The 24,640-nt window shown below is 61.3% G+C and carries 23 protein-coding genes and 1 pseudogene; 13 read left to right on the forward strand and 11 right to left on the reverse strand.

Going from position 1 to position 24,640, the window contains the following annotated elements:
* Positions 1–268: 268 nt before the first annotated feature.
* Both D8U70_RS16850 and cobF read left to right on the forward strand, forming a co-directional pair.
* Positions 269–679 carry a histidine phosphatase family protein gene (locus D8U70_RS16850; protein ID WP_337957962.1) on the forward strand — a complete coding sequence of 137 codons (411 nt, stop codon included), beginning with the start codon at positions 269–271 and terminating at the stop codon, positions 677–679.
* Positions 679–1,434 (forward strand): precorrin-6A synthase (deacetylating), encoded by a 756-nt coding sequence (gene cobF / locus D8U70_RS16855; RefSeq protein WP_130929347.1) that lies wholly within the window; start codon positions 679–681, stop codon positions 1,432–1,434. The genes D8U70_RS16850 and cobF overlap by 1 nt, the downstream gene beginning before the upstream one ends.
* Positions 1,435–1,653: 219 nt before the next feature.
* Here cobF and D8U70_RS16860 read toward each other — a convergent pair whose 3' ends face one another.
* From D8U70_RS16860 to D8U70_RS16870, 3 genes are read right to left on the reverse strand one after another with little or no spacing between them, the layout of a single operon-like run.
* A complete protein-coding gene (locus D8U70_RS16860) occupies positions 1,654–2,835 on the reverse strand; it encodes an acetyl-CoA C-acetyltransferase (protein WP_130929348.1) in 1,182 nt (393 codons plus the stop codon).
* An 11-nt stretch (positions 2,836–2,846) separates the two neighbouring features.
* On the reverse strand, positions 2,847–3,512 hold the full coding sequence (locus D8U70_RS16865) for a CoA transferase subunit B (protein ID WP_016774134.1): 666 nt from the start codon (positions 3,510–3,512) through the stop codon (positions 2,847–2,849).
* Positions 3,513–3,536: 24 nt separating this feature from the next.
* The gene (locus tag D8U70_RS16870; RefSeq protein WP_110645843.1) at positions 3,537–4,235 is read right to left on the reverse strand and encodes a CoA transferase subunit A; all 699 of its coding nucleotides are present in this window, start codon (positions 4,233–4,235) and stop codon (positions 3,537–3,539) included.
* Between the two features lie 295 nt (positions 4,236–4,530).
* Here D8U70_RS16870 and D8U70_RS16875 point away from each other — a divergent pair, with 295 nt between their 5' ends.
* On the forward strand, positions 4,531–5,466 hold the full coding sequence (locus D8U70_RS16875) for a LysR family transcriptional regulator (protein ID WP_130929349.1): 936 nt from the start codon (positions 4,531–4,533) through the stop codon (positions 5,464–5,466).
* Between the two features lie 44 nt (positions 5,467–5,510).
* On the opposite strand, the gene D8U70_RS16880 is transcribed toward D8U70_RS16875, so the two are convergent.
* Together D8U70_RS16880 and D8U70_RS16885 are read right to left on the reverse strand one after the other, a co-directional pair.
* Complete coding sequence (locus D8U70_RS16880; protein ID WP_130929350.1) at positions 5,511–6,128, reverse strand: DNA-3-methyladenine glycosylase; 618 nt, start codon at positions 6,126–6,128, stop codon at positions 5,511–5,513.
* 58 nt (positions 6,129–6,186) lie between these two features.
* Positions 6,187–7,269: a bifunctional transcriptional activator/DNA repair protein Ada gene (locus D8U70_RS16885; RefSeq protein WP_130929351.1), complete on the reverse strand. Its 1,083-nt coding sequence runs from the start codon at positions 7,267–7,269 to the stop codon at positions 6,187–6,189.
* A 109-nt stretch (positions 7,270–7,378) separates the two neighbouring features.
* Here D8U70_RS16885 and D8U70_RS16890 point away from each other — a divergent pair, with 109 nt between their 5' ends.
* Positions 7,379–7,810: a VOC family protein gene (locus D8U70_RS16890; protein ID WP_130929352.1), complete on the forward strand. Its 432-nt coding sequence runs from the start codon at positions 7,379–7,381 to the stop codon at positions 7,808–7,810.
* Here the strand turns inward: D8U70_RS16890 and D8U70_RS16895 are convergent.
* The gene (locus D8U70_RS16895) at positions 7,792–8,910 is read right to left on the reverse strand and encodes a carboxylate-amine ligase (protein WP_130929353.1); all 1,119 of its coding nucleotides are present in this window, start codon (positions 8,908–8,910) and stop codon (positions 7,792–7,794) included. The genes D8U70_RS16890 and D8U70_RS16895 overlap by 19 nt on opposite strands.
* Positions 8,911–9,071: 161 nt before the next feature.
* Here D8U70_RS16895 and D8U70_RS16900 point away from each other — a divergent pair, with 161 nt between their 5' ends.
* From D8U70_RS16900 to D8U70_RS16915, 4 genes are all read left to right on the forward strand, one after another.
* Positions 9,072–9,347, forward strand: coding sequence for a hypothetical protein (locus tag D8U70_RS16900; protein ID WP_071171834.1), 276 nt, complete (start codon positions 9,072–9,074; stop codon positions 9,345–9,347).
* A gap of 194 nt (positions 9,348–9,541) precedes the next feature.
* Complete coding sequence (locus D8U70_RS16905) at positions 9,542–10,147, forward strand: biliverdin-producing heme oxygenase (RefSeq protein ID WP_071171835.1); 606 nt, start codon at positions 9,542–9,544, stop codon at positions 10,145–10,147.
* The gene (locus D8U70_RS16910; protein WP_130929354.1) at positions 10,144–12,381 is read left to right on the forward strand and encodes an ATP-binding protein; all 2,238 of its coding nucleotides are present in this window, start codon (positions 10,144–10,146) and stop codon (positions 12,379–12,381) included. The genes D8U70_RS16905 and D8U70_RS16910 overlap by 4 nt, the downstream gene beginning before the upstream one ends.
* 182 nt (positions 12,382–12,563) lie before the next feature.
* On the forward strand, positions 12,564–13,151 hold the full coding sequence (locus D8U70_RS16915) for a LysE family translocator (protein WP_122708291.1): 588 nt from the start codon (positions 12,564–12,566) through the stop codon (positions 13,149–13,151).
* Between the two features lie 143 nt (positions 13,152–13,294).
* Here the strand turns inward: D8U70_RS16915 and D8U70_RS16925 are convergent, their stop codons facing one another.
* Both D8U70_RS16925 and D8U70_RS16930 read right to left on the reverse strand, forming a co-directional pair.
* Complete coding sequence (locus tag D8U70_RS16925; protein WP_130929356.1) at positions 13,295–14,128, reverse strand: AraC family transcriptional regulator; 834 nt, start codon at positions 14,126–14,128, stop codon at positions 13,295–13,297.
* A gap of 35 nt (positions 14,129–14,163) precedes the next feature.
* A pseudogene (locus tag D8U70_RS16930) lies at positions 14,164–14,238 on the reverse strand (VOC family protein); the annotation flags it as partial.
* Positions 14,239–14,296: 58 nt separating this feature from the next.
* Between D8U70_RS16930 and D8U70_RS16935 the strand changes: the two are divergent.
* Positions 14,297–14,689: a GFA family protein gene (locus tag D8U70_RS16935; protein WP_130929357.1), complete on the forward strand. Its 393-nt coding sequence runs from the start codon at positions 14,297–14,299 to the stop codon at positions 14,687–14,689.
* 312 nt (positions 14,690–15,001) lie between these two features.
* On the opposite strand, the gene D8U70_RS16940 is transcribed toward D8U70_RS16935, so the two are convergent.
* Positions 15,002–15,832, reverse strand: a complete 831-nt coding sequence (locus tag D8U70_RS16940; protein ID WP_130929358.1) for an alpha/beta hydrolase — start codon at positions 15,830–15,832, stop codon at positions 15,002–15,004.
* 248 nt (positions 15,833–16,080) lie between these two features.
* Between D8U70_RS16940 and D8U70_RS16945 the strand changes: the two genes are divergently transcribed.
* The 4 genes from D8U70_RS16945 to D8U70_RS16960 are packed head-to-tail and all read left to right on the forward strand — an operon-like array spanning position 16,081 to position 20,318.
* On the forward strand, positions 16,081–16,536 hold the full coding sequence (locus D8U70_RS16945) for a (2Fe-2S)-binding protein (protein ID WP_007937751.1): 456 nt from the start codon (positions 16,081–16,083) through the stop codon (positions 16,534–16,536).
* Positions 16,537–16,558: 22 nt separating this feature from the next.
* Positions 16,559–18,721, forward strand: a complete 2,163-nt coding sequence (locus D8U70_RS16950) for a xanthine dehydrogenase family protein molybdopterin-binding subunit (RefSeq protein WP_130929359.1) — start codon at positions 16,559–16,561, stop codon at positions 18,719–18,721.
* A 1-nt stretch (position 18,722) separates the two neighbouring features.
* Complete coding sequence (locus D8U70_RS16955; protein ID WP_071171842.1) at positions 18,723–19,301, forward strand: hypothetical protein; 579 nt, start codon at positions 18,723–18,725, stop codon at positions 19,299–19,301.
* Between the two features lie 54 nt (positions 19,302–19,355).
* Positions 19,356–20,318 carry a sensor domain-containing diguanylate cyclase gene (locus tag D8U70_RS16960; protein WP_071171843.1) on the forward strand — a complete coding sequence of 321 codons (963 nt, stop codon included), beginning with the start codon at positions 19,356–19,358 and terminating at the stop codon, positions 20,316–20,318.
* A 239-nt stretch (positions 20,319–20,557) separates the two neighbouring features.
* Here D8U70_RS16960 and D8U70_RS16965 read toward each other — a convergent pair whose 3' ends face one another.
* Both D8U70_RS16965 and fabI read right to left on the reverse strand, forming a co-directional pair.
* On the reverse strand, positions 20,558–23,680 hold the full coding sequence (locus D8U70_RS16965; protein ID WP_130929360.1) for a hypothetical protein: 3,123 nt from the start codon (positions 23,678–23,680) through the stop codon (positions 20,558–20,560).
* A gap of 150 nt (positions 23,681–23,830) precedes the next feature.
* Positions 23,831–24,625 (reverse strand): enoyl-ACP reductase FabI, encoded by a 795-nt coding sequence (gene fabI / locus D8U70_RS16970; RefSeq protein WP_003202751.1) that lies wholly within the window; start codon positions 24,623–24,625, stop codon positions 23,831–23,833.
* Positions 24,626–24,640: the final 15 nt, after the last annotated feature.

Consider the following 24,640-nt stretch of genomic DNA (forward strand, 5'->3'; position numbering starts at 1 on the left):
CTCAGCGACGGGCCGGTGACAACCCTGAACGCCGAGGTTTTACGGCACAATGCGACGCGTATCGGCTGTGTGCCATTGTTTGTTTTATCTTTCGACCGAGAACCTGCTTGTGCCAAGTAGCCGTTTGACACTGATTTGCCATGCGCGAACCATCGCACAGAAACTGGCGCGTTTTCCTACGGACGAGCCTGTTGAAAATCTGGCTGTTCCGTCCGACGCGTTCAGGGCGCGATTGGCGGTAACACGGCGGCTGGTGTGTGCCCCGGAGTTGAGAACTCAGCAAACGGCGGCATGGTTTGGCGTCGATGCGCAGATTGATCAAGCCCTGCGCGATTGCGATTGGGGACGCTGGCACGGCCAATCGATCAAGGATCTGCAAGCCAATGAAAACCAGGCGTTGCAAGCCTGGCTGGCCGATCCTGAAGCGGCACCCCATGGCGGCGAATCAGTCAGGCAACTGACGCAGCGGGTGGCAAAGTGGCTGGACACAATCGCTGCAGCGCCTGGGCATGTCGTGGCGGTGACTCATCCTTTCGTCATGCGCGCGGCGCTGATGCAGGTGCTGCAGGGCGCGGCGTTCCACGCAATCGACGTCGAGCCGCTGGCGATGATCGACTTGCGCTTCAATGGCATCTGGCGACTACGCTTGCCGGGCATGGCCCTTGACGAGGAATTCTGATGAAACAGTTGTTGGTCATCGGCATTGGCGCCGGCAATCCGGACTACATCACCATGCAGGCGGTGAAAGCGCTGAATCGGGTCGATGTGTTCTTTCTGCTGGATAAAGGCCAGAGCAAGCAGACGCTGATCGACCTGCGCCGGGAGATCTGCGAGCGCTACATCACCGACCACGCTTATCGCTTTGTCGAAGCCAGCAGCCCGGAGCGCGAGCGCGGCGATGTCGACTATACGGCGAGCGTCGACGCACTGAATCGCGCCAAGCAGCAGACATTCGAGCGGCTGATCAATGAAGAATTGTCCGACGGCCAGTGCGGCGGATTTCTGATCTGGGGCGATCCGGCGTTATACGACAGCACATTGCGGATTTTTCAGGCGCTTCAGGCATCAGGCCGCTGTCAGTTTGAATACGAAGTGATACCGGGGATCACCAGCGTTCAGGCCCTGGCTGCGCAGCACAAAATACCTTTGAACACGATTGGTCGCTCAGTAGAAATCACCACAGGCCGGCGATTGGCGGCGGGGCAGGTGGGTGAAGCGGACAGTCTGGTGGTGATGCTGGATGCCGAGGATTCCTACCAGCGGGTGGCGGATCGGCAGACCGAGATTTTCTGGGGCGCTTACCTGGGCACGTCGGATGAGATTCTGCTCAGCGGTCGGCTGGCGGATGTCGCCGATGAGATCGAACGGGTGCGCAAAGCGGCGCGGGCGGAGCATGGGTGGATTATGGATACCTATCTGTTACGCAAGCCTTGAGTGGTTGGCGCCTGAACAATCGCTTTCGCGAGCAGGCTCGCTCCCACAGGGAAATGCGTTGCAGAATGTGGGAGCGAGCCTGCTCGCGAAGGAGTCAGAACATTCACCACCGATTGTAGACAGGCAAAAAGAAACCCGATGCAACGCAAATCGCACCGGGTTTTTTGTTGCCAGCCAACAGCGGATGTCGTGGATCCGCCGTCAACCTTGAACTCCGTATCAGGCGCGTTCCAGCGCCAAAGCCACGCCCTGACCGCCGCCGATGCACAAGGTCGCGAGACCTTTCTTGGCATCGCGCTTGAGCATTTCGTGCAGCAATGTCACCAGTACCCGGCAACCTGATGCGCCGATCGGGTGGCCGAGGGCGATGGCGCCGCCGTTGACGTTGACCTTGTCCAGATCCCATTGCAGGTCCTTGGCCACGGCCAGCGATTGCGCAGCGAACGCTTCGTTGGCTTCGATCAGGTCGAGCTGGTCGATGTTCCAGCCGGCCTTATCGAGGCAGCGGCGGGTCGCCGATACCGGGCCGATGCCCATGATCGCCGGGTCGACGCCAGCGTTGGCGTAGGCAGCAATCCTGGCCAGAACCGGCAGGCCCAGCGCTTTGGCTTTCTCGGCACTCATCAGAATCACAGCGGCGGCACCGTCGTTCAGCGACGAGGCGTTGCCAGCGGTGACGCTGCCGTCCTTTTTGAACGCCGGACGCAGTTTTGCCAGAGATTCTGCGCTGGTATCGCCGCGTGGCTGCTCGTCGACCTTGAACGCGACAGGATCGCCTTTGCGCTGCGGGATCAGGATCGGCGTGATTTCATCAACGAAGCGCCCGGCCTCGATCGCAGCGGCAGCTTTCTGCTGGGAAGCGGCAGCAAAGGCGTCCTGCTGTTCGCGGCTGATCTCATACTTTTCGACCAGATTCTCGGCAGTGATGCCCATGTGGTAATCGTTGAACGCATCCCACAGGCCATCGCTGATCATGGTGTCGACGATTTGCGCGTGGCCCATGCGCAGACCGGTGCGCGCGCCCGGCATGATGTAGTTGGACAGGCTCATGTTTTCCTGACCGCCGGCGATGATCACCTCGGCGTCGCCGCAACGGATCGCTTGCGCGCCCAGGTGCAGAGCCTTGAGGCCCGAACCGCAAACCTTGTTCAGGGTCATGGCCGGTACGGCATGGGGCAGGCCAGCCTTGATCGCGGCCTGACGTGCCGGGTTCTGGCCGGCGCCAGCGGTGAGCACCTGGCCCATGATCACTTCATCGACCTGCGCACCGTCCAGACCGGTCTGCTCGAGCAATTGGCGGATCACCGCCGCGCCCAGGTCTACTGCGGATACATTGGCCAGGGAGCCCTGAAAACTGCCGATCGCGGTACGCGTGGCGGCAACAATGACGACGTCTTGCATGTGCGAATTCCTCACTGGGCAGCGAACTGCATTTCCGGTACGTGATCCGGGACGATCAGTTTACCAGCGGTTTTGGCGACGATTTCCTCAACACTGACGCCAGGAGCGCGTTCCTTGAGGACAAAAGCGCCATTTTCGATTTCCAGATAGGCGAGGTCGGTCAGCACGCGCTTGATGCAGCCGGCACCGGTCAGCGGCAGGCTGCATTTGGCCAGCAGCTTGGACTCACCGTCCTTGGACGCGTGGGTCATGATGACAATGATGTTGTCGGCGCCGGCCACCAGATCCATCGCGCCGCCCATGCCCTTGACCAGTTTGCCGGGGATCATCCACGAAGCGATGTTGCCTTCAACATCCACTTCAAAGGCACCAAGGACGGTCAGGTCGACATGGCCGCCGCGGATCATCGCGAAGGATTCGGCGGAATTGAAGATCGACGCGCCGATCCGAGCCGTCACCGTTTGTTTACCGGCGTTGATCATGTCGGCATCGATGGTTTCTTCGGTCGGGAACGGGCCCATGCCGAGCAGGCCGTTTTCCGATTGCAGCATGACTTCCATGCCTTCGGGGATGTAGTTGGCGACCAGGGTCGGAATGCCGATGCCGAGGTTCACGTAGTAGCCGTCCTGCATTTCGCGGGCGACGCGCTGAGCCATTTGTTCGCGGGTAAGTGCCATGTTGTTGTTCTCCGTAGGCCTGAATTATTTGCGGACGGTGCGCTGTTCGATGCGTTTTTCGAACGTGCCGCAAATGACCCGGTCGACGTAGATGCCCGGGGTGTGGATCTGCGTCGGGTCGAGTTCGCCGGGCTCGACGATTTCTTCGACTTCGACCACGGTGATCTTGCCGGCGGTCGCGGCCAGCGGGTTGAAATTCTGCGCAGTGTGACGGTAAACGACGTTACCGAAATGGTCGGCCTTCCAGCCTTTGACGATGGCGAAGTCGCCGGTGATGGATTCTTCCATCAGGTATTTGCGGCCCTTGAACTCGCGCACTTCCTTGCCTTCAGCAACCGGGGTGCCAACGCCAGTGGCGGTGAAGAACGCCGGAATGCCAGCGCCGCCCGCGCGCATTTTTTCGGCGAGGGTGCCTTGCGGGGTAAGGATGACTTCGATCTCGCCCTTGAGCAGTTGCTCTTCGAAAAGCTTGTTTTCGCCGACGTAAGAGGCGATGACCTTGCTGATCTGGCGGTCGGTGAGCAGCACGCCAAGGCCGAAACCATCGACGCCGCAGTTGTTTGAAACCACGGTGAGGTCACGGGTGCCCTTGCGCTTGATCTCGGCGATCAGGTTTTCCGGAATGCCGCACAGACCAAAGCCGCCGGCGATAACGGTCATGCCGTCTTCCAGCCCGGCCATTGCTTCCTCGTAGGAATACACACGCTTGTCGAAACCTGCCATAGGCACCTCTTTTATTATTTGCGGGCGGCTGGCTAGCCGAATGACTGGAGTGTCTCTCTGCGGAATATATTTGTTAAGTTGATTTTTACGGTTGATTGATTGATAAAGCTCACTAATACGCGTTCGGCGATGATCGTTCCCACCCTCTGCGTGGGAATGCCTCCAAGGACGCTCCGCGTCCAGTGACGCGGAGCGTCACGGGCTGCATTCCCACGCAGGAGCGTGGGAACGATCAGGGCCATCGCATCACGGCTTGCAGCTTGACGCTTGCAGCTTGCAACTGGAGCAAAGCGACATGACCATCAAACAGATCCGTGCCTTTCTCGCCGTGGCCCATAGCCTGAGCTTTGCCGTGGCCTGCGAGCGTCTGCACCTGTCGCAGTCAGCGCTCAGCCTGACCATCAAAGCGCTGGAAGAGGGCCTGGGAGGGCGTCTGTTCAGCCGTAACACGCGTAATGTCGCGCTGACCCCGGAAGGCGAGTCCCTGCTGCCGCTGGCGCGCCGCTTGATCGCCGATTGGGACAACGCCGAAGACGAGATGCGCCAGCGTTTCAGCCTTCAGCGCGGACGCGTGACCCTGGCGGCGATGCCGTCATTTGCCGGCAATCTGCTGCCGCCGATTCTCAAGAGCTTCCGCGCGCGTTATCCGAACGTCAACGTCACGGTCAACGACGTGATCAACGAGCAAGTGCTGGAAATGGTCCGCGATCGTCAGGTTGAACTCGGTGTGGCGTTCGCGCCGATGCAGAGCACATCGATGACGTTCACGCCGCTGTATGTCGATCGCTTTGTCGCCGTGGTGCCGGCCGATTCAGCGCTGGCCGGTCGCGCCGATATCGATTGGCAGACTTTGCTGCAGGAACCGTTCATCACCCTGCAGCGGCCATCAACGGTGCGGGTGATGCTGGAAGAGCATTTGCAGGCGCGCGGAATGAAGTTGCCGGTGGAATTCGAGAGCCATCAATTGGCGACGGTCGGGCGAATGGTTGCCAGCGGGCTTGGGGTCAGCGCGGTGCCGGCATTGTGCGCGGGGCAAATGCGTGAGCTGGGCGCGCATTGCCTGACCTTGAATGATTCTGTGGAGCGGGCGATTGGCGTGTTGACCGAGCCGGGCAATGAGCTGTCGGCGGCGGCGCAGGCGTTGTTCGAGATTCTCAAGGCTGAAGATTTGCAGCGCCAGTTCGATTTCCCCCTCACCCCAGGAGCGCTGAAACAGAGCGCCGAACGCTGATTCAGTGTGGGAGCGAGCCTGCTCGCGAAGAACGATAACGCGGTCTAAACCTTGGCCACGCGCCACAGATACCAGGCCGCGACCGTGCGATAAGGCGTCCACGCCTGGCCAATCTCGATCATCTGTTTGCGCGTCGGCTGCACCTCCAGTCCCTTCAAGCGCCGATATCCCTCACGTACGCCAAAATCATCCGCCGGCAGGATGTCCATGCGTTCGAGGCTGTAGATCAACAGCATCTCCACGGTCCAGCGGCCGACGCCGCGCAAACTGGTCAGGCGTTCGATCAGGGTTTCCTCGTCCATCGCCCGTGCAGTCGGGTAATCGGGCACCACGCCGTCCAGCGTCGCCTGGGCGATCCCTTGAATCGTCGCAATCTTGCTCGCTGAAAAGCCACAAGCACGCAGTCGCTCGACCTCAGTCGCGAGAATCTGCTCCGGGCGTGGAAACACCTGACCGGGAAACAACCCCACTAAACGCCCAAGGATCGCATCGCCGGCCTTGGCGTGCAGTTGCTGATAGGCAATCGCCCGTACTAGCGATTCATACGGGTCGCGCGCTGGATGTGGTTGATGCAGGCACGGGCCGACGGCGCTGACATGGCGCAGCCAATCAGCGTCTATCGCGGCCAGAAAAGCGCTGGCCATCTCATACATGTCAGCCATGTTGCGGTGATTCGGACATACCCATCGAAATCCCTGTTTGCGCGTTGGATCGCATGGCTCAAAAAGCCAATTGTTGAGTCATTTGCAGTGCGGCGTTTTCCAGCCTGAGCAGGAACGCCTTGCGCGGTTGTCCGCCACCATAGCCGGTCAGCGAGCCGTCTGCGCCGATCACTCGGTGGCACGGGACCACGATCGACAGGCGATTGTGTCCGTTGGCCAGCCCGACGGCACGGCTGGCGCCGGGTTTGCCCAGGCCTGCCGCGATGGCGCCGTACGTGCTGGTGTGGCCGTAGGGAATTTGCAGCAGCGCCGCCCACACCTCACGGGCGAAAGCGCTGCCGGGCAGGTGCAGCGGCACGCTGAACTGAGTGAGTTTGCCGGCAAAGTAATCCGCCAGTTGCACCTCGATCTGCTGCAAGTGGGCGTTGTGACCCGGCGCAACCGCGTAGCCATAACGGTTCTGCAGCGCTTCGACTTCACGGGTCAGCGCCGGGCGATCGAGAAATTCCAACAACACCAGCCCACGGCGCTCGGCCATGGCGATCATCGGCCCCAGCGGCGTGGTCAGGCGGGTGAACAGCAACGGCTCACTGTTGGCCGCACGGCCCGGGGTGATGTGGAAGGACTTCTGAAACGCATCGCGAAAACCGCTGAGCGACTCGTAGCCGGAGTCGAACGCCGCGTGATCGATCGACGTGCCTTGCCTGATCCCGCCCAGGGCCATGCCGAGGCGCCGTGTGCGCAGCCAGGCGTGGAAGGTCATGCCAAAATGCTGCTTGAACCAGCGCCGCAGTTTCAGCGGTTCGATGCCCTCGGCGAGCAATTGGGCATCGCTCCAGCGCCGTTCGGGATCGGCGTCCACCGTGTTGAGCAGGCGCTGCACCCAGTCTGGAGCGATGGCTGCTGCGTCCAGCGGTTTGCAGCGCAGGCAGGCGCGGTAACCGGCGCACAGGCACTCGTCGGCGTGGGCGAAGAATTCGACGTTTTCCGGTTTCGGCTTGCGCGCCGTGCAACTGGGGCGGCAAAAGATCCCGGTGGTTTTCACGGCGGTGAAGAACACGCCCTCATAGGCAGTGTCGCGCTCGAGCATGGCGCGAACCATTTCGGCGTGGGGCGGCAGGACAGCGGCTGGTATGTTCATGGCCAGAGAGTAAATCCGCTTTGTCGATGGCTCCACCGAAAAATCGACAGTGAATTTTTTCCCTTGTGCAGCACAATGGGCGGGTCGCCGCTTTCGAGGAAGCCAACCCATGCATCCGTTTTCCATTCAGCGCATCGATCACATCGTTCTGCGCGTCGCCGACCTGCAACGCAGCATCGATTTCTACGCCAGGGTGTTCGGCGCCGAAGTGGTCAGGCACAACCAGCCGCTAGGGCTGGTGCATTTGCGCGCCGGCACGTCGATGATCGATCTGGTCGACTTGCACGGCGAACTCGGGCGCAAGGGCGGTGGCGCGGCGCAGGCGCAGCGACGTAATGTCGACCACTTCTGCCTGCGCATCGAACCGTTCGATGAAGCCGCGCTCATCGCTCACCTGCAATCGTTCGGTCTGACCGTGGAGAAAGCCGCCAGGCGTTTCGGCGCCGAGGGTTACGGCTTGTCGCTTTACTGTTTTGACCCGGACGGCAATCAGGTCGAACTCAAAGGCCCGTCCGAGAGCGTTCAGCCAGCGGTTTCCTGAAGCAGCTGCTCGGCCACTTGCCCGAGGGCCGAACGGCCGTTTTGCGCTTGTTCAGACGCCAGATTGAACAGCGCCAGTTGCCGATCGGCGCTGGTGCCGCTGTCGATGATCGCCCGGGCACGCTCGAACAACTGCGCCGCGCCCAGTATCTGCGCCGTCTCGGCAAAGCGCTGCTCGGCCAGCCCCAGCCACTGCGCGAGCGAACAGTCGCCGTCGATGCCTTCGACCAAAAAGCGCGCATGAATCCCCTGATGTTTGGCGCGCCAGCGATTTTCCTCCAGCATCGAACGCGCGGTCTGGTCGTACAGCAAACCGGGCCGCCGCTGCGCACTGGCATGAGCCACCAATACGCGGAAAAACGCCGCAAGGGTCAGCGCATCATCGACCCGAGGGCAAGCGTCGGTCATGCGCAGTTCCAGGGTCGGAAAACGCGCCGCCGGGCGCATGCCCCACCAGCACTCGCCGGGCTGGCTGATCGCGCCGATGCGCATGAGAAACGCCAAGTGTTCGTCGTAATGGCGCTGATCGGCAAACAGCGGCGGGATGCCCATGCGTGGCCACTCGTCACACGCGGTCTGCCGATAGCTCATGAAGCCGCTGGCGGCGCCATCCCAGATCGGCGACGAACAGCTCAGCGCCAACAGCAGCGGCGTCCAGGGCAGCACTTCGTTCATCACGGCGATGCGATCCAGCGGCTCTGCCACCTCGACGTGCACATGCAGGCCCGACAACACGCTGCGGCGGGCGACATGGCCGTAGCGTTCGAACAGATACCGGAAGTGTTCCTCGTCGGTCGGAACCTGCTCGCGCCAGTCGGCCAGCGGATGACTGCCGGCGCTGAGCATGCCCAGAGCAAATGGCTCCAGGGCCGTGCGCAAGGCCTGACGGCTGCCTCGCAGAAAATCACTGGCGTGCGCGAAATCGCTGAATACCGGCGAAGCCACTTCGATCTGGCCCTGAAACATCTCCGTGGCAAACCACACACCCAGCGCCGCCCGGCAAGCCTCGATGGCCTGTGGCGGCGGACTGCCGACCATGCGCAGGCTCTGCAGGTCAGTGAGAAAGTACTCTTCCTCAATGCCGAATCGCGGGTGGCTCATGACGGTGCTCGAGCAAGTGTTTCTCTTGAGAACCGTGCGCCGTTGCGGTGGTTCACGCCAGGCGACCAGTGCCCCGCGAATGCACCGTTGGTCTTGTCCATTGCACTTGAGCGGCCGAGGCGTTTCCAAACAAGTCCGATCAACGTGTTCTGGAGGCAGACATGAGCAACCCATCCAGCAACGACAAAGCGCTTAACCAAACGGTCAATCCCAACGACGACGGCTTCGCCATCGGCACGGCCGGGCGTGATGAAGACCCCAACGCCACCACCGACTGGGATGTCAGCCGTGACAACGAAGATGTCATGACGCCGGACGATACCCGCGGTCTGCCCGGTTATCCCGGCGCCGAAAAAAACAATCCTTCGAAACCCGTTGTCGACAGCAGCGTACCGGCCAACGGCGATCCATCGGTGCAGAACGACGGCGCTGATTGAGGTGGTCAGCAGTGGCAGGATAATGGCGTCGGTCGAACTTTTCTGATCCGGCGCCACTCTGAACCTGTCATAGGGTCGCAGTTCGACAGAAAAAACGCTTCGGCAGGCAGAAAAAGCTGCGTGGCGTGATAAATTCCCCCCACGTCGAGCCCACCCAGAATGGCCCCTGCCGGGTCCCACCAAGAGCGATCTACATGCAAGCAAAGGCCCGTGAGGTTTATGTGCCACCGGTGCTGCAAGATCTGCGGGCCGGCACAGCCGAACTGCACATCGCACTGGAAAAACGCCTTCCTTTTTTCTCCGACACCCTCGATACCCCCGCTTTCGAGCGCTTGATGCAGGCCTATTACGGGTTCTATCAGCCACTCGAACAGGCTTTGCTCGCCAGTGGCGCGGTCCCGGACGATTTCAATCTGCTGCCTCGTCTGAAGGCTGACACCCTGCGCGCCGACCTGCGCGCACTGGGGGCAACCGCTGATGATTTGCCGCTGTGTGAAGATCTGCCAGTCATTGACTCCAGCGCCGCCAGTCTCGGCGTTTTGTACGTACTCGAAGGCGCGACTCTCGGCGGGCAGATCCTGCGTCGGGAGATCGCCGCGCGGCTGAATCTGGACGCCGACAATGGCGCTGCCTTCCTCGATGTCTACGGCGCGGCCACCGGGCGGCGCTGGCGCGAGTTCATCGAATACCTGAGCAACCGGCCCATGGCGGCCAGCGAACGCGCGGCCGTGGTCAGCGCAGCACAAACCACATTCAGCTGTTTCGAGCAGTGGCTCGAGCGCCAGGAGGTACTGGCATGAACCCGCAAGACCCACAAGCCTTTGAAGAACTGCTGGCCAACTGTGCCGACGAGCCGATCCGCTTTCCTGGCGCGATCCAGCCCCATGGCCTGCTGCTGACCCTGACCGAGCCTGCGCTGCAGATCATTCAGGTCAGCGCCAACGTCGCAACCCTGCTGGCCCGCGCGCCCGAATCCTTGATCGGCCAGCCGCTGCACAGCCTGATCGGCGCCGTACATACCGCGCACGTGCTCGAAGCCTTGCAGCAGGCAGCGTTTTCCGAGGCGGCGCCGCTGCGATTCGAGCTCAACGGCACTGAATTCGAAGGTTTGCTGCACCGCCATCAGGGCGTGCTGATTCTCGAGCTGGAAATTCATGTGAAGAATTTCCAGCCGCGCAACGTCGCCGGGGTCAGCACTCACTTGGGTCGCATGCTCCAGCGCCTGCAAGCGGCGACCACGCTGCAGGCCCTGTACGACATCAGCGTCAAGGAAATCCAGGCGATGACCGGTTACGACCGGGTGCTGATCTATCGTTTCGAGGAAGAGGGCCACGGTCAGGTCATCGCCGAAGCGTCCGATCCGTCGATGGAAGTGTTCAACGGTCTGTTTTTCCCTGCTTCGGACATTCCCGAGCAGGCGCGTGAGTTGTACCGCACCAATTGGCTGCGGATCATCCCCAACGCCGATTATCAGCCGGTGCCACTGGTGCCGAAGCTGCGCCCGGACACGCAGACGCCGCTGGACCTCAGTTTCGCCACGCTGCGCAGCGTCTCGCCGATTCACTGCCAGTACATGAAGAACATGGGCGTGCTGTCGTCGATGAGCATTTCCCTGCTCAAGGGCGACAAGCTCTGGGGCCTGATCAGCTGCGGCAACCGCCAGCCGCTGCACGTGCCGCATGAATTGCGCATGGCTTGCCAGACCATCGGCCAGGTCCTGTCGTTGCAGATCAGTGCCATGGAAACCCTTGAACTGACCCGCCAGCGTGAAGAGAAGGTCGAAGCGCTGGCGCGGCTCAATCGGGCGATGGTCGATTCGCCGCAAAATGTTTTCGACGGCCTCGCCCAGCAGCCAGCGACGCTGATGGCGCTGGTCAATGCCGGCGGCATCGCGATCATCGAAGACAAGCAATTGCACCGTTACGGCAACTGCCCTGAACCGGAAGAGATTCGCGCGCTGCACAAGTGGTTGCAGGCGCGCGGCGAGCCGGTGTTTGCCAGCCATCACCTGTCCAGCGTTTACCCGCCGGCGGCGCAGTATCAGTCTGTAGCCAGTGGTGTACTCGCCATGAGCCTGCCGAAACCGGTGGACAACGGCGTGCTGTGGTTCCGTCCGGAAGTGAAGGAAAACATCAACTGGAGCGGCGACCCGCGCAAGCCGCTGGATCTGGAAAACTCCGACGCCGGGATGCGCCTGCGTCCGCGTACCTCGTTCGAGATCTGGAAGGTCGAGATGGCCGGGATCTCCACCAAGTGGAGCCACGGTGACCGGTTCGCCGCCAATGACCTGCGCCGTTCGGCGCTGGAAAACGATCTGGCCCGTCAGGTACGTCGCGAGCAGGCGGCTGTGCAGGCGCGCGATGATCTGGTGGCGGTGGTTTCCCACGACCTGCGCAACCCGATGACGGTGATTTCGATGCTCTGCGGCATGATGCAGAAAGCCTTCAGCTCGGAAGGCGCGCACACTTCGCGGCGTATCTCCACTGCAATCGACACCATGCAGCAGGCCACGGCGCGGATGAACACGCTGCTGGAAGACCTGCTCGATACCTCGAAAATCGACGCCGGGCGCTACTCCATCACCCCGCAGGCGCTGGAGGTCGGGCACATCTTTGAAGAGGCCCAAGCGTTGCTGTCGCCGCTGGCCCATGACAAGGACATCAGCATTTCCTTCCAGGCCGATCCTGACCTGCGCATCCACGCCGACCCCGAGCGGCTGTTTCAGGTGCTGTCGAACCTGGTGGGCAACGCCATCAAGTTCACCCCGCGCATGGGCACCGTGGGCGTGCACGCTAAATCGGTGGGCGACGAGATCGTGTTTATCGTGCGTGACAGTGGCGAAGGCATTCCCAAGGAGCACTTGCCGCATGTGTTTGATCGTTATTGGACGATGAAGGAAGGCAACCCGACCGGAACGGGCCTGGGTTTGTACATCACCCAAGGCATCGTCGAAGCCCACGGCGGACAGATCGTCGCCGAGAGCGAGCCGGGGCAGGGCAGCGAATTCCGCTTCACCGTGCCGCGCCTGGCCTGAGTGCCCCTTGTAGGTTTCGATCGTTCCCACGCTCTGAATGGGACGCAGAGCGTCCCGGGCTGCATTCCCACGCAGAGCGTGGGAACGATCAGATTCGCAGCCTCAGGGTCATTTTCTTCAATACCGCAAATCCCCCGCTCGCTACCGTAGCCACCTCGTTCCTCGTTTGAAGCAGGTGTGCAATGAGTCTGATTCTTTCCATGGCGGCGTTTGCCCTCGCCGCATCCATCACCCCCGGGCCGGTCAATATCGTCGCCTTGAGTTCAGGCGCGCAGTACGGTTTCCGCGCCAGCCAGCGGCATGTCGCCGGGGCGACGCTGGGGTTTGTGCTGTTGCTGGTGCTGATGGGCCTGGGCCTGCATGAGGTCTTGCAGTTGTGGCCATTCATGACCCGCGTGGTGCAATGGGCCGGGGTGGCGTTTCTGTTGTTCATGGCCTGGAAACTGGCCAGCGATGACGGCCAGTTGAACACCAGCGAATCCGGCCGCGCACCGTCGATGCTCTATGGCGCGGTGATGCAATGGCTCAACCCCAAGGCCTGGCTGGCATGCGTGGCCGGGATGGGCGCGTTTGTCGCTGATGGCGAGGCGCGGCTGGTCTGGCAATTTGCAGCGGTGTATCTGGTGATCTGCTATGTGTCGGTGGGCTGCTGGGCGTATGCCGGGACGTTCTTGCGCGGGTATCTGAGCAATGCAGCGGGGATGCGCTGGTTCAATCGGTTGATGGCGTTGTTGCTGGCGGTGAGTGCGCTTTATTTGCTGTTCACTTGATTGGCAGGCCCACTACAACCCCCTGTGGGAGCGAGCCTGCTCGCGAATGCGGTGGATCAGTCAGTGAAGTGTTGAATGACACACCGCTTTCGCGAGCAGGCTCGCTCCCACAAGGGGTGCAGTGTTCAACTTCGAGTATGAAGTCAGCCGCGATACTGCCCCGGCGTCGCCGCCAGATGTTGTTTGAACGCTCGCTGAAAATGCGCCTGATCGGCAAACCCGGCCTGGAGCGCGACATCGGCAATCAACTGGCCACTGCGCAAGCGCTCGCGGGCGAACTGGATGCGCTGGTTGACTAGGAAGGCATGGGGCGTCATCCCGTAACGCTGCCTGAACGCACGAATCAGGTATGACGGCGATAGCTGCGCCGCCGCGCAAATTGCCTCGAGGCTCAGCACTTCGGTGCAATGTCCACGGATGAAATCAGCGGCGCGCTCCAGCTTGAAATTCGGCTCGGCAACGGGCTCGTCCGCTGGATTCAGGCGGACCTGCAAATCACTGAAAAACTCTACCGCCGCGCTGTGTTTCGCCAGTGCCTCCATTTGGTCGTCGAGCAAAACCTCATACAACCCCATCAACTTGCCGAACAGCTCGGCATCAGCCAGATGCGTGTCGGAAAATCGCCGGAATTCCAGCTCCCCGGCAAACCCCAGTTGATGCTGCAAATCCGTCAGCCACGGCGTTTCGACATACAGCATCACATACGACCACGGCTGATCATCGATCGGATTGCAGGCATGCACATCGCCGGGATTCATCAGCACCACGGTGCCGGCCGCCACTTCATACTGCGCCTGCTCATGCACATAGGTACTGCGCCCGGCGGTGATTGCGCCGATGGAAAAGTGCGCATGGGAATGCCGCGCATAACAGACTTCACGCCCATCCGCGATGGCCCGCGCCTCGATGAAGGGCAGGGCGTCGTCGCGCCAGAAGCGCGGGGCTTTCTCGGGGTTTTTCGCTGTGACGTGTTTCATCGTGATCGTCCCGGCAGGTCAGCGCCCTGAGTGTATTAGCTCTGGCCAGCGAATGCCCGTTGCAGTGTCGCCACATCAAGCTTTTTCATCTGAAACATCGCCTGCATTGCAGCACCGACTGTTATAGGCTCTGGGGGCGTGACACCACGAGCGCGATGGAGCTGAACCATGACTGCATTTACCGGCGGATGCCTGTGCGGCGATGTGCGTTTTCAAGCCACTGGCGAGCCTTACCGGGTCGGACTGTGCCATTGCCTGGACTGTCGCAAGGTCCATGGTGCGCTGTTTCATGCTTCGGCGATATTTCCTGAGGACGCGGTGACCATCAGCGGTGAAACCCATGAGTATCAAGGGCGGCACTTTTGCCCGCGCTGTGGTTCGTCGGTGTTCAATCGCAGTGGTGATGAGGTCGAGGTGAACCTCGGCGCGCTGGATGCGCCGGATCAGTTGAAGCCGACCTATGAGAGCTGGATTGTGCGGCGTGAATCGTGGCTGCCGGATTTTCCGCTGGCCAGGCATTACCGTGGTGATCGTGAAGGCAAAGGGCGGGCAGAGGGGTAGGGGATTGATTCAGCCTTCAGCACGCTTGCGATTTCTGTGGGGGCGAGTCTGCTCGCGATAGCTATCTCAAAGATACGAATGAATAGCGGATCTACCTTGACCCCTGTGGGAGCTGGCTTGCCAGTGATGGCGGCCTTCCAGCCGACCAGTCTCTGGCGGATATATACCCAATACCAACTGTGGGAGCGAGCCTGCTCGCGAAAGCGGAGTGTCATTCGCAGATAATTAGACTGGAGCGACGCCTTCGCGGGCAAGCCCGCTCCCACAGGGGATCAGTGTTTGCCGATATCGCCGTAATCCTGATTGAGGCGATTACCCGCGAATAAACGCCAACAAATCCGCATTGATCGTTTCAGCCTGCGTCGTCGGCATGCCATGCGGGAAGCCGGGATACGACTTCAGCGTGCCGTTGGGCAGCAGTTTCGCCGATAACGGTCCGGAGTTGGCGTAGGGCACGATCTGGTCATCCTCGCCGTGCATGACCAGCACCGGCACGGTGACTTTTTTCAGGTCTTCGGTGAAGTCGGTCTGCGAGAACGCGACGATGCCGTCGTAATGCGCCTTGGCGCCGCCGATCATGCCCTGGCGCCACCAGTTGGCGATGATCCCTTCCGCCGGCTCGGCGCCCGGGCGGTTATAGCCGTAGAAAGGTCCGCTCGGCACATCGCGATAGAACTGCGCGCGATTCGCCGCCAACTGCGCTTGAAAGCCATCGAACACCGATTTCGGCAAACCGCCGGGGTTGCTTTCGGTCTGCACCATCAACGGTGGCACCGCGCTGATCAAGACGACTTTGCTGACCTTGTCCTGACCATGTCGGGCGATGTAATGGATCACTTCGCCGCCGCCGGTGGAATGGCCGACATGCACCACGTTGCTCGTACCCAGATGATTGACCACCGCCAGCACATCGTCGGCGTAATGGTCCATGTCGTGGCCGTCCCAGACCTGGCTGGAGCGCCCGTGCCCGCGTCGATCATGGGCAATCACCCGAAAGCCCTGTGCCAGGAAAAACAGCATCTGTGCATCCCAGTCATCGGAACTGAGCGGCCAGCCGTGGTGGAAGTGGATCACCGGCGCGTCGCGCGGGCCCCAGTCCTTGTAGAAGATATCGACGCCGTCTCGAGTGGTGACAAAGCCCATATTCGGTACTCCTGACCTGTGATGGACAACCGCGAGGTACGCGGACCGTTTGCGCAGAGGTACGACGACTCAGTGCGAGCCGTTATCAACTGTAGGAGCAATGCCGGGGTCTGCATGACCGCTGGTCACAACGTCTGGCTTCAAGCGCAAATTAGGCTTTGCTGAAAGGGATAAGCGCGAGCGTCCGTAGGTTTTTGCGACCACAGCGACGTCCCTTCGCACCACCTTGAGCCTGAGGAAATCCGCCGATGCTGACCCTGAATATCAATGGCAAGGATCAGGAGCTCGATGTCCCCGCCGACATGCCGCTGCTCTGGGTTCTGCGCGACGTCGCGCACCTGACCGGGACCAAGTTCGGTTGTGGCATGGCCCAGTGCGGCGCCTGCACCGTTCACGTCGACGGCGCGCCATTACGTTCCTGTATCACCCCGGCGACTGCGGTCGCCCACGGGCAGAAAATCCTCACCATCGAGGGCTTGTCCAGTGATGGCTCGCACCCGGTGCAGCAGGCCTGGGCCGAGCTGGACGTGGTGCAGTGCGGTTACTGTCAGTCCGGGCAGATCATGTCCGCCGCCGCGTTGCTGGCGAAAATTCCCAAGCCCACCGACAGCGATATCGATCAGGCGCTCTCCGGCAATATCTGCCGCTGCGGCACCTATCCGCGCATACGCGCTGCGGTCAAACGCGCCGCCGAAATCGGCTGAGTCATTCTGTGGGAGAGGAACGATGAACAGTCCCGTATCGCGTCGCGGGTTTCTCAAGGGCAGCGCACTGTTAAGCGGCGGCTTGATGGTGGCGTTCGTGATGCCCGGGGCCAATCGCTTTGCCCGCGCGGCAGAAAATCAGAACAAGACCTTCGCGCCCAACGCGTTCCTGCGCATCGCGGCGGACAACAGCGTCACCGTGCTGCTCGGTCATTCGGAAATGGGCCAGGGCATCTGGACCGGCCTGACCATGCTGATCGCCGAAGAACTGGATGCCGACTGGTCGAAAATCCGCGTTGAGCACTCGCCAGCCTCGGCGGCCGATTACGGCTTGCCGGCATTTGGCGGCATGCAGATCACCGGAGGCTCGACGTCGACCTGGATGGAATTCGACCGCTACCGACTGGCCGGGGCGACGGCGCGGCAGATGCTGGTGGAAGCCGCAGCGAAACGCTTCAACGTCGCGCCGTCGACGATTCGCACGGAGTCCGGCGTGGTCATCGCCGGGAATCAACGCGCGACCTACGGCGAACTGGCCGATGCCGCCGGGCAACTGCCGGTGCCGGATCCGAAAACCATCACCTTCAAGGAGGCCAAGGACTGGAAAGTCATCGGCAAACCGACCAAGCGCCTCGATACCCCGGAAAAGATCACCGGCCGCGCCAGGTTCGGCATGGACGTGCAGTTCGAGGGCCTGATGACCGCGATGGTCGCCCGCGCGCCGGTGTTCGGTGCCACGGTGAAATCCTTCGAAGGCGCCGCAGCGCTGGCCATTCCCGGCGTGCACAAGGTGGTGCAGGTGCCCAGCGGCGTGGCGGTGGTGGCCGAGCATTTCTGGGCGGCGAAGCTGGGCCGTGATGCGCTGAAGGTCGATTGGGACCTGGGGCCGCTGGCCGACATGAGCAGTGAAAAACTGCTGGAGAGTTTCCGCAAACTGGCGGCGACGCCGGGCACTTCCGCCACTCAGGCGGGGGACGCCAAGGCCAATTTCGGCAAAGCCGCGAAGAAAATCGAGGTCGAATACAGCGTGCCGTATCTGGCCCACGCGCCGATGGAACCGCTCAATTGCACGGTGAAAATCAGCGCCGGCAAATGCGAGATCTGGACTGGTACGCAATTTCAGACGCTGGACCAAATGGTCGCCAGCAAGATTACCGGGCTCAAGCCCGAGCAGGTCGAAATTCACACCGAATTCCTCGGCGGTGGTTTTGGTCGCCGCGCCAATCCGACCTCGGATTTCGTCGCCGAAGCCGTGCAAGTGGCGAAAGCTGCGGGCCTGCCGGTGAAAACCGTGTGGGCGCGCGAAGATGACATTCGCGGCGGCTACTACCGCTCGATGTACCTGCACAAGGCGCAGGTCGGGCTGGGCGCCGATGGTTTGCCGATGAGCTGGCAGCATGTGCTGGTGGGGCAGTCGATCATGGCCGGGACGATGCTTGAGGCGACGATGGTCAAGAACGGCATCGATGCCACCTCGGTCGAGGGCGTGGCCGACAGTCCGTATATCAAGGATCTGCCTCATCATCAGGTCGACCTGCATTCGCCGCAGACCGGCATCAATGTGTTGTGGCTGCGTTCGGTGGGCCATACCCACACGGGTTTTGTCATGGAATCGCTGATCGATGAACTGGCGACGGCGGCGGGCAAGGATCCGGTGGAATACCGGCGAACGTTGCTCAAGACGCACCCGCGCCACCTCGGCGTGCTCAATCTGGCGGTGGAGAAGGCCAATTGGGGCGCACCGTTGCCGGACGGGCATGCTCTGGGCGTGGCGGTACACGAGTCGTTCGGCAGCTACGTGGCGCAGGTCGCCGAGGTGTCGCAGGACAATCTGGCGATCCGCGTGCATCGGGTGGTCTGCGCGGTGGACTGCGGCATTGCGGTGAATCCGCAGAGCATCGCCGCGCAGATGGAATCGTGCATCACCTTCGGTCTCGGCATGGCCTTGCACAGCAAACTCACCGTCAAGGACGGCGGCGTCGTGCAATCCAACTATCACGATTATCAGGTGTTGCGGCTCAACGAAATGCCGGTGGTGGAAGTGCATATCGTCCCCAGCAGCGAAAAACCCGGCGGCATCGGTGAGCCCGGCGTGCCACCGACCGCGCCGGCCGTGGCCAACGCCGTGTTCGCCTTGACCGGGCAACGCCTGCGCGAACTGCCACTGCAACTGTCGGGGGTGTGAGATGAAACGACATCTTGTGTTGGGCACCGTCGTTTTGCTCGGTCTCGGTGGCTACGCCTCGGACCTGTTTGCCGAGGATCAGGAAGCTCTGAAAGCCTTTGGCACGGTGCAGAAAGTCTTTCAGAGCCCGCGCTGCCAGAATTGCCACATTCCCGGCGATTCGCCGTTGCAGTTCGACGCCGGCATCCCCCACGCGATGAGCGTGGTGCGCGGCATGGACGGCAAGGGCGCCGCCGGTTTGCCTTGCGCGACCTGCCACGCCGAAAGCAACCCGCCGGCCAGTTACGGCCCTCACGCGCCGCCGGGTGCGCCGCACTGGAGCCTGCCGCCGGCGGCGCACAAAATGGCCTGGATCGGCCTGCCCTCGGACAAGCTCTGCGCGATGATCAAGGACCGCGCGAGCAATGGCGACCGGGATTTCGCCGCGCTGTTAAAACACGTCAGCGAAGACAAACTGGTGCTCTGGGGCTGGAATCCCGGGGCAGGGCGCGCACCGGTGCCAGTGCCGCACGATATTTTCGTCGCGCAATTCAAACTCTGGGCCGATGCCGGCGGGCCGTGTCCGGTGGCGCAAATGTGATGCCCCGACGATTAAGCGCTACGCTGAACGCATGACTGTCTACGGAGTGTGCGCATGCTGGTGCCCGGAAAACCTGCCAATGAAGCTGCACGTATCGACGCGCTGCATGGCCTCAACCTCGACTCGGCGCCGGAGGAGCGCTTTGATCGTCTGACGCGGCTGGCCAAGCGCTTGTTCAACGTGCCGATCGCCCTGGTCACGCTGGTCGACACGGATCGCCAGTGGTTCAAGTCCTGTGTGGGTCTGGATGTCAGCGAGACGTCCCGCGATGTCTCGTTCTGCGGTCATGCGATTCTGCAGAACGAGCTGATGCTGGTGCCCGATGCGCTGGAAGATCTGCGCTTCCATGACAATCCGCTGGTTACCGGTGCGCCGAATATTCGCTTTTACGCCGGGTACCCACTGACCGTGCCGGACGGTAACAAAATGGGCACCTTATGCCTGATTGATACCAAACCTCGCCATCTTGATGACGAAGAGCGCGCGCTGCTGCGTGACCTCGCGGAGATGGCCGAGCAAGAGTTGATGGCGGTGCAGATGGCGAGCATGGATGAGTTGACGCTGTTGTCCAATCGCCGTGGTTTCAAGCAACTGGCCCAGCATGCACTGGATGCCTGCGCGCGCCTGAACCGGCCGGCGACGCTGCTGTTTTTCGACCTCAACGACTTCAAGCAGATCAACGATCTGTACGGCCATGCCGAAGGCGACAGTGCACTGAAGACCTTCGCCGATGTGTTGCGCATTGCCTTTCGTGAAAGCGACGTGGTCGGACGCCTGGGCGGCGATGAGTTCGTCGCATTGCTGACTGGCTCCAGCCACGTTGAAACCACGCGGATCATGGCCCGGCTCAAGGAAATCCTCGAAGAGCGCAACGCCACGCTGCACCGTGGTTATGCGATTCGTTTCAGCGTCGGCCAGATCGAATACGACCCCACGCGCCACGAAACCGTTGATCGGCTGCTCGCCGATGCGGATGGCGCGATGTATGCGCACAAGCAAGCTCTGAAAGGCTGTTAGCACCGGCACCATCGCGGGCGAGCCAGCTCCCACAGACTCCCTTGAATCCCGTGGGAGCGGGCTTGCTCGCGATGGCGGTGGGTCAGGCAATTTGATGCTGGCTGGTCGAATGTCTTCGCGAGCAGGCTCGCTCCCACAGGTTTCGATGGCGCGGAGGATTTTTCAGTTCAGCACCATCTCTGTGGGAGCGAGCCTGCTCGCGAAGGCGTCAGCCGATTCATCGCCGGATTCGCCAGTGCTCAGCGCTTGGGCGGGCTCAGCTTCTGGTAAAACGCCAGCCATTTCTCGTGACTGGCCGCGGCATCCTCGAGTTCGGGCATGCGCAACGCGTCTTGCAAGGCTTTCGCTTCATAAGCATCGAACAGATGGCGGACGGCGGTGCTGGCAATGGCGTTGACTCTGTTGGAGGCGAAGGTATCGGGCACGGCGGTGCGTGCCTGTTGCGCCAGTGGTGCGCCCTCAATATCGAGGCGAGTGATAAACGCCTTGCAGGTGGCGTTCAAGCGAGGCTGGGAGCCGTTTTTGTAGGCTTCGGCGTCGAGGGGCAGCGTTTTCGCCGCTTCTTTCGCCACCGATGGTTTGAGTAATGCGATGTCGATATCGCGACGCAGCACCACTTCATCTCTGCTGGTGAAAATCTCGAAGACTCTGGTTGGCCGCCCATGCAGCAGTGCCAATATGCCAAACGGCGCCGTGCCGGCCTTGGCAAGTTCGTCCGTGGCTGCCGATACTGGCCGCAGGGCGAGCAATTCCAGCGTGTTGTCTTCGAGGTCGAGCCGTTGCGCCAACGGCAACCGGCAGAACGCCTCCTTGAGAATCGCGACATGCGCGTCCTTCATATGCTTGAGGCGCGCCGCCAGCGCTGCATGAAAAGCGCTTGCCACGTTGTTCAGTCTGGGCAGCGAGGCAATCATCGATGGCAGTTGCAATTGTGCATTGCTCGATTGCCATCCCTGCATGTCACCCGTTAGCTTGCCGGCGATGTGTAATTGGCTCAGGGAATAATGTGGCCCGGTTGTATCAGCGTCCGAGGCTGGAACAAACAGCGCCTTCTCTGTCAGGTGAGGGGAAGCAGCGAAGATCTTGCGCAGATCGGCGAGGGCAATAGTGGCGGGAGTGGGCGGTGACGACTGGAAGGCCCGGCGGTAAAAATCGTAAATCAGACGATTGTGGTTGCGAAAGAGCAGATCGGCTTGCTTGAGCGTGGCGGCGTCATAGACCGTGACTTGAAAATCGGCATCGCGCTGGATCAGCCCTCGTGCAACCGCCCAGTCCACTACAACCGAGGCACACGGCTCCTCGCGCAGAAACTTGTAGAAATCAGCCGGCGCCGGGCCCTTCGTCAGCTCGCGCAATTGCTCGTAGGTCATCAAGCGCGCCGCGCCCGGCAGGCGTCTTTCGATATACAGCACGACCTGTTTCAGCCTCACCCAGCGCAGGCAACTCATATAAGGCAGTGATCGAGGAATGCCCCGGAGGAGAAACTCCGGCGAGATGCCGGACAATAACAGGTGGGTCGCCAATGTCTTGTTCTTGACCAGTGCGAGTTGGGGTTGCCGGTCGATGAACCGGCGCACTTCGTCATAACTGTCGCCCCAGAAATCACTGCCCTCCAGGCGCTGGGCGACGATTCGGTTTATATCCTCACCGGCGCTCGGTTCCAGGTTGAGAATCAATGCAGCGAGCAACAGCCGTTCGCGGTTGGTGGCCAGAAGGCGTTTTTTGTGAGACGGCGCTCCGAGGTTCTTCACCAACTGATTGCCCAGCGTCCGTGCGCGCGACGTGATCAGGATACGACTGATCAGGTAGTCGGCTTTTGCCTTGAGGGTATTGAGCGGCAGATCGGTGTCGACCCCTTCACTGAGGTAGTCGATCAGTGGCGGCGAGTCTTCGGGCAAAAAAGCCTGGGTGGTGTCGATGATGCTCTGACGTTGCTGCGCGGTGAACCGCTCGGTCTTCGTCCAGGGTTGACCCAGCAGATACCACTGATTCATGTGCCCGGGACGCATGTGCAGATTGATCTTGTCCCATTTCGCCAGGGAGAGGGCTTGCTCGACAGTTTTTGGCAACGGTAGCTCGTAGAAACGCAACATCTGCCCGAGGGTGACTTTACCGCTCGAGCGCAGGGCGCCGCCGGCTTCGCCTGCCTGAGCTTTAAGCTGGTCGCGATGAAGTTTCAGATCGGAATGTTTTTCCACCTCAGTCGTCAGGTTGACCCAGCCTTTGGCGCTGGCCGTGCCGACATGGCCTGACTCGGTCACCAGCAATTGACTGTCGGCGGGTAACCCGTGCTGTTGCAAGATGGCTTGAAAATCCGCATTGGAGCTGAATATCTGCAAGCGCTCCTGGCCCTGCGCCATCTGCACCGCGAGCGTGGAATGCGGATGGGGCTCGCTGAATTCCTCGTAATCGATTCTGGCTTTGGGTGCCTTGTTCCAGCTCAAAACTTCCAGGCGTCGCACAATATGCCGGGCGTCCTCCAGATCGCCGAAGTCTTCGCGATAGCTGCGGATGGGGGTGCCGGTCTGCACGTAATCACTGACGTAGGGCAGCTCAGGCCAACTGTGCTGTCGCAGGCGTTGCGCAAGCGCTCTGGCTTGTCCCGCATCTTCCGGCAGCGCAAATTCATAGCGACGCAGCAGCTCGCCCAATTTCAGGCGCGGGCCTCTGACAGGAGCGGAAACAGAGGCCGAAGCAAGCGTTACCGGCGTATCGAGAAAGCCTCGTTGCTCGAACGGATCGCTCGCCAGCAACACCGCATCGATCTGATCGGCGATCGCCCGAAAGTCCTCCAGTTGCGCGTTGCGTTCCTTCACCACAGCCGACGTGCTGTGGCCGTTCTCATCGATGGCAGCCAGCCCGCTTTTCTTCAGTTCGGTGAGGATGACGCGGGCCTGAATCTGGTTTTGCGGTTCCGGGTAACCGTAGAACGCCAGCACCACTTGCCGTGGAAAGCGATACAGCGGGTTGGCGGACTTGCCGCCGATATAAGGCAGGCCCAACCCGGCAGGGTCGATGCGTTGGGAAATCGATTGCAGCATCGGCGCCACCTGCCACCAGCCAGAGTCGTCCTCCAGGGTGAAGGTGCGTACGTCGGAGGTGCCATTCGCTGGTGTGCGCGCTTGCAGAATGTCGCCTTTGATTTGCAAGGTATCCAGGTCGATGTGAAAGCCACTGGCCCAGTCGAGAAACTCAGGGCGTTCGAGGGCGGTCCAGTAAAGCTCCATCCATTCGCGCAGCAGGCATGGACGAGGAACCTCCAGCGTGCGCGCCGGCGTGGCGGCGGTGACCACCGGTACGGCGGTCAATTCTGCGATGAGATTGTGGATCAGCGTCTGTTCATGTACCGGTGTGTCGTTCATCTGCGCCTCCCTGGCGGCTGATAAGCATCGAGCGGCGAGTATCAAAGGCAGGGCAGGGTCGGTGGCGGTACATATGTAGTGCGGCGACCTTTTCTGCAGGCATAAAAAAACCCGCCGGATCGGGCGGGTTTTTTAACGGCTACAGGAAGATCACTCTTCGATGTTGCCCATCGCGGTGGTGTTGAAGCCGCCGTCGACGTACATGATTTCACCGCTGATGCCCGACGCCAGGTCGGAGCACAGGAAGGCGCCGGCGTTGCCGACTTCTTCGATGGTGACGTTGCGGCGCAGCGGAGTCTGCGCTTCGTTGGCAGCCAGCATCTTGCGGAAGTTCTTGATGCCGGAAGCAGCCAGGGTGCGGATCGGGCCAGCCGATACGCAGTTGACGCGGGTGCCGTCCGGACCGAGGGAACCGGCCAGGTAACGGACGCCGGCTTCCAGCGAAGCCTTGGCCATGCCCATCACGTTGTAGTTCGGCATGGTGCGCTCGGCGCCCAGGTACGACAGGGTCAGCAGGCTGCCGTTGCGGCCTTTCATCATTTCGCGGCCGGCCTTGGCCAGGGCCACGAAGCTGTAGGCGCTGATGTCGTGAGCGATGCGGAAACCTTCACGGGTAGTGGCTTCGGTGAAGTCGCCGTCCAGTTGGTCGCCCGGGGCGAAGCCGACGGAGTGGACGATGCAGTCCAGGCCGTCCCACTTCTTGCTCAGCTCTTCGAAGACCTTGGCGATTTCTTCATCGCTGGCCACGTCGCACGGGAAGCACAGCTCAGGGCTCGAACCCCAGCCTTGTGCGAACTCTTCGACGCGACCCTTGAGTTTGTCGTTCTGATAAGTGAAGGCAAGCTCAGCGCCCTCGCGATGCATGGCGGCAGCGATGCCGGATGCGATGGACAGCTTGCTGGCGACACCGACGATCAGTACGCGCTTACCGGCGAGAAAACCCATGTGTTGCTCCTCTTT

The sequence above is a fragment of the Pseudomonas sp. Sample_20 genome, assembly GCF_004307585.1.
In the GTDB taxonomy this organism is placed as follows: domain Bacteria; phylum Pseudomonadota; class Gammaproteobacteria; order Pseudomonadales; family Pseudomonadaceae; genus Aquipseudomonas; species Aquipseudomonas atacamensis.

Coding starts and splice junctions, on each gene's coding strand:
- D8U70_RS16895 (WP_130929353.1), bottom strand. CDS start 8,910: ATGAGCCACCCGCGATTCGGCATTGAGGAAGAGTACTTTCTCACTGAC.
- D8U70_RS16885 (WP_130929351.1), bottom strand. CDS start 7,269: ATGAACATACCAGCCGCTGTCCTGCCGCCCCACGCCGAAATGGTTCGC.
- D8U70_RS16955 (WP_071171842.1), top strand. CDS start 18,723: ATGAAACGACATCTTGTGTTGGGCACCGTCGTTTTGCTCGGTCTCGGT.
- D8U70_RS16890 (WP_130929352.1), top strand. CDS start 7,379: ATGCATCCGTTTTCCATTCAGCGCATCGATCACATCGTTCTGCGCGTC.
- fabI (WP_003202751.1), bottom strand. CDS start 24,625: ATGGGTTTTCTCGCCGGTAAGCGCGTACTGATCGTCGGTGTCGCCAGC.
- D8U70_RS16945 (WP_007937751.1), top strand. CDS start 16,081: ATGCTGACCCTGAATATCAATGGCAAGGATCAGGAGCTCGATGTCCCC.
- D8U70_RS16880 (WP_130929350.1), bottom strand. CDS start 6,128: ATGGCTGACATGTATGAGATGGCCAGCGCTTTTCTGGCCGCGATAGAC.
- D8U70_RS16900 (WP_071171834.1), top strand. CDS start 9,072: ATGAGCAACCCATCCAGCAACGACAAAGCGCTTAACCAAACGGTCAAT.
- D8U70_RS16870 (WP_110645843.1), bottom strand. CDS start 4,235: ATGGCAGGTTTCGACAAGCGTGTGTATTCCTACGAGGAAGCAATGGCC.
- D8U70_RS16965 (WP_130929360.1), bottom strand. CDS start 23,680: ATGAACGACACACCGGTACATGAACAGACGCTGATCCACAATCTCATC.
- cobF (WP_130929347.1), top strand. CDS start 679: ATGAAACAGTTGTTGGTCATCGGCATTGGCGCCGGCAATCCGGACTAC.
- D8U70_RS16915 (WP_122708291.1), top strand. CDS start 12,564: ATGAGTCTGATTCTTTCCATGGCGGCGTTTGCCCTCGCCGCATCCATC.
- D8U70_RS16940 (WP_130929358.1), bottom strand. CDS start 15,832: ATGGGCTTTGTCACCACTCGAGACGGCGTCGATATCTTCTACAAGGAC.
- D8U70_RS16910 (WP_130929354.1), top strand. CDS start 10,144: ATGAACCCGCAAGACCCACAAGCCTTTGAAGAACTGCTGGCCAACTGT.
- D8U70_RS16925 (WP_130929356.1), bottom strand. CDS start 14,128: ATGAAACACGTCACAGCGAAAAACCCCGAGAAAGCCCCGCGCTTCTGG.
- D8U70_RS16905 (WP_071171835.1), top strand. CDS start 9,542: ATGCAAGCAAAGGCCCGTGAGGTTTATGTGCCACCGGTGCTGCAAGAT.
- D8U70_RS16960 (WP_071171843.1), top strand. CDS start 19,356: ATGCTGGTGCCCGGAAAACCTGCCAATGAAGCTGCACGTATCGACGCG.
- D8U70_RS16875 (WP_130929349.1), top strand. CDS start 4,531: ATGACCATCAAACAGATCCGTGCCTTTCTCGCCGTGGCCCATAGCCTG.
- D8U70_RS16860 (WP_130929348.1), bottom strand. CDS start 2,835: ATGCAAGACGTCGTCATTGTTGCCGCCACGCGTACCGCGATCGGCAGT.
- D8U70_RS16935 (WP_130929357.1), top strand. CDS start 14,297: ATGACTGCATTTACCGGCGGATGCCTGTGCGGCGATGTGCGTTTTCAA.
- D8U70_RS16865 (WP_016774134.1), bottom strand. CDS start 3,512: ATGGCACTTACCCGCGAACAAATGGCTCAGCGCGTCGCCCGCGAAATG.
- D8U70_RS16950 (WP_130929359.1), top strand. CDS start 16,559: ATGAACAGTCCCGTATCGCGTCGCGGGTTTCTCAAGGGCAGCGCACTG.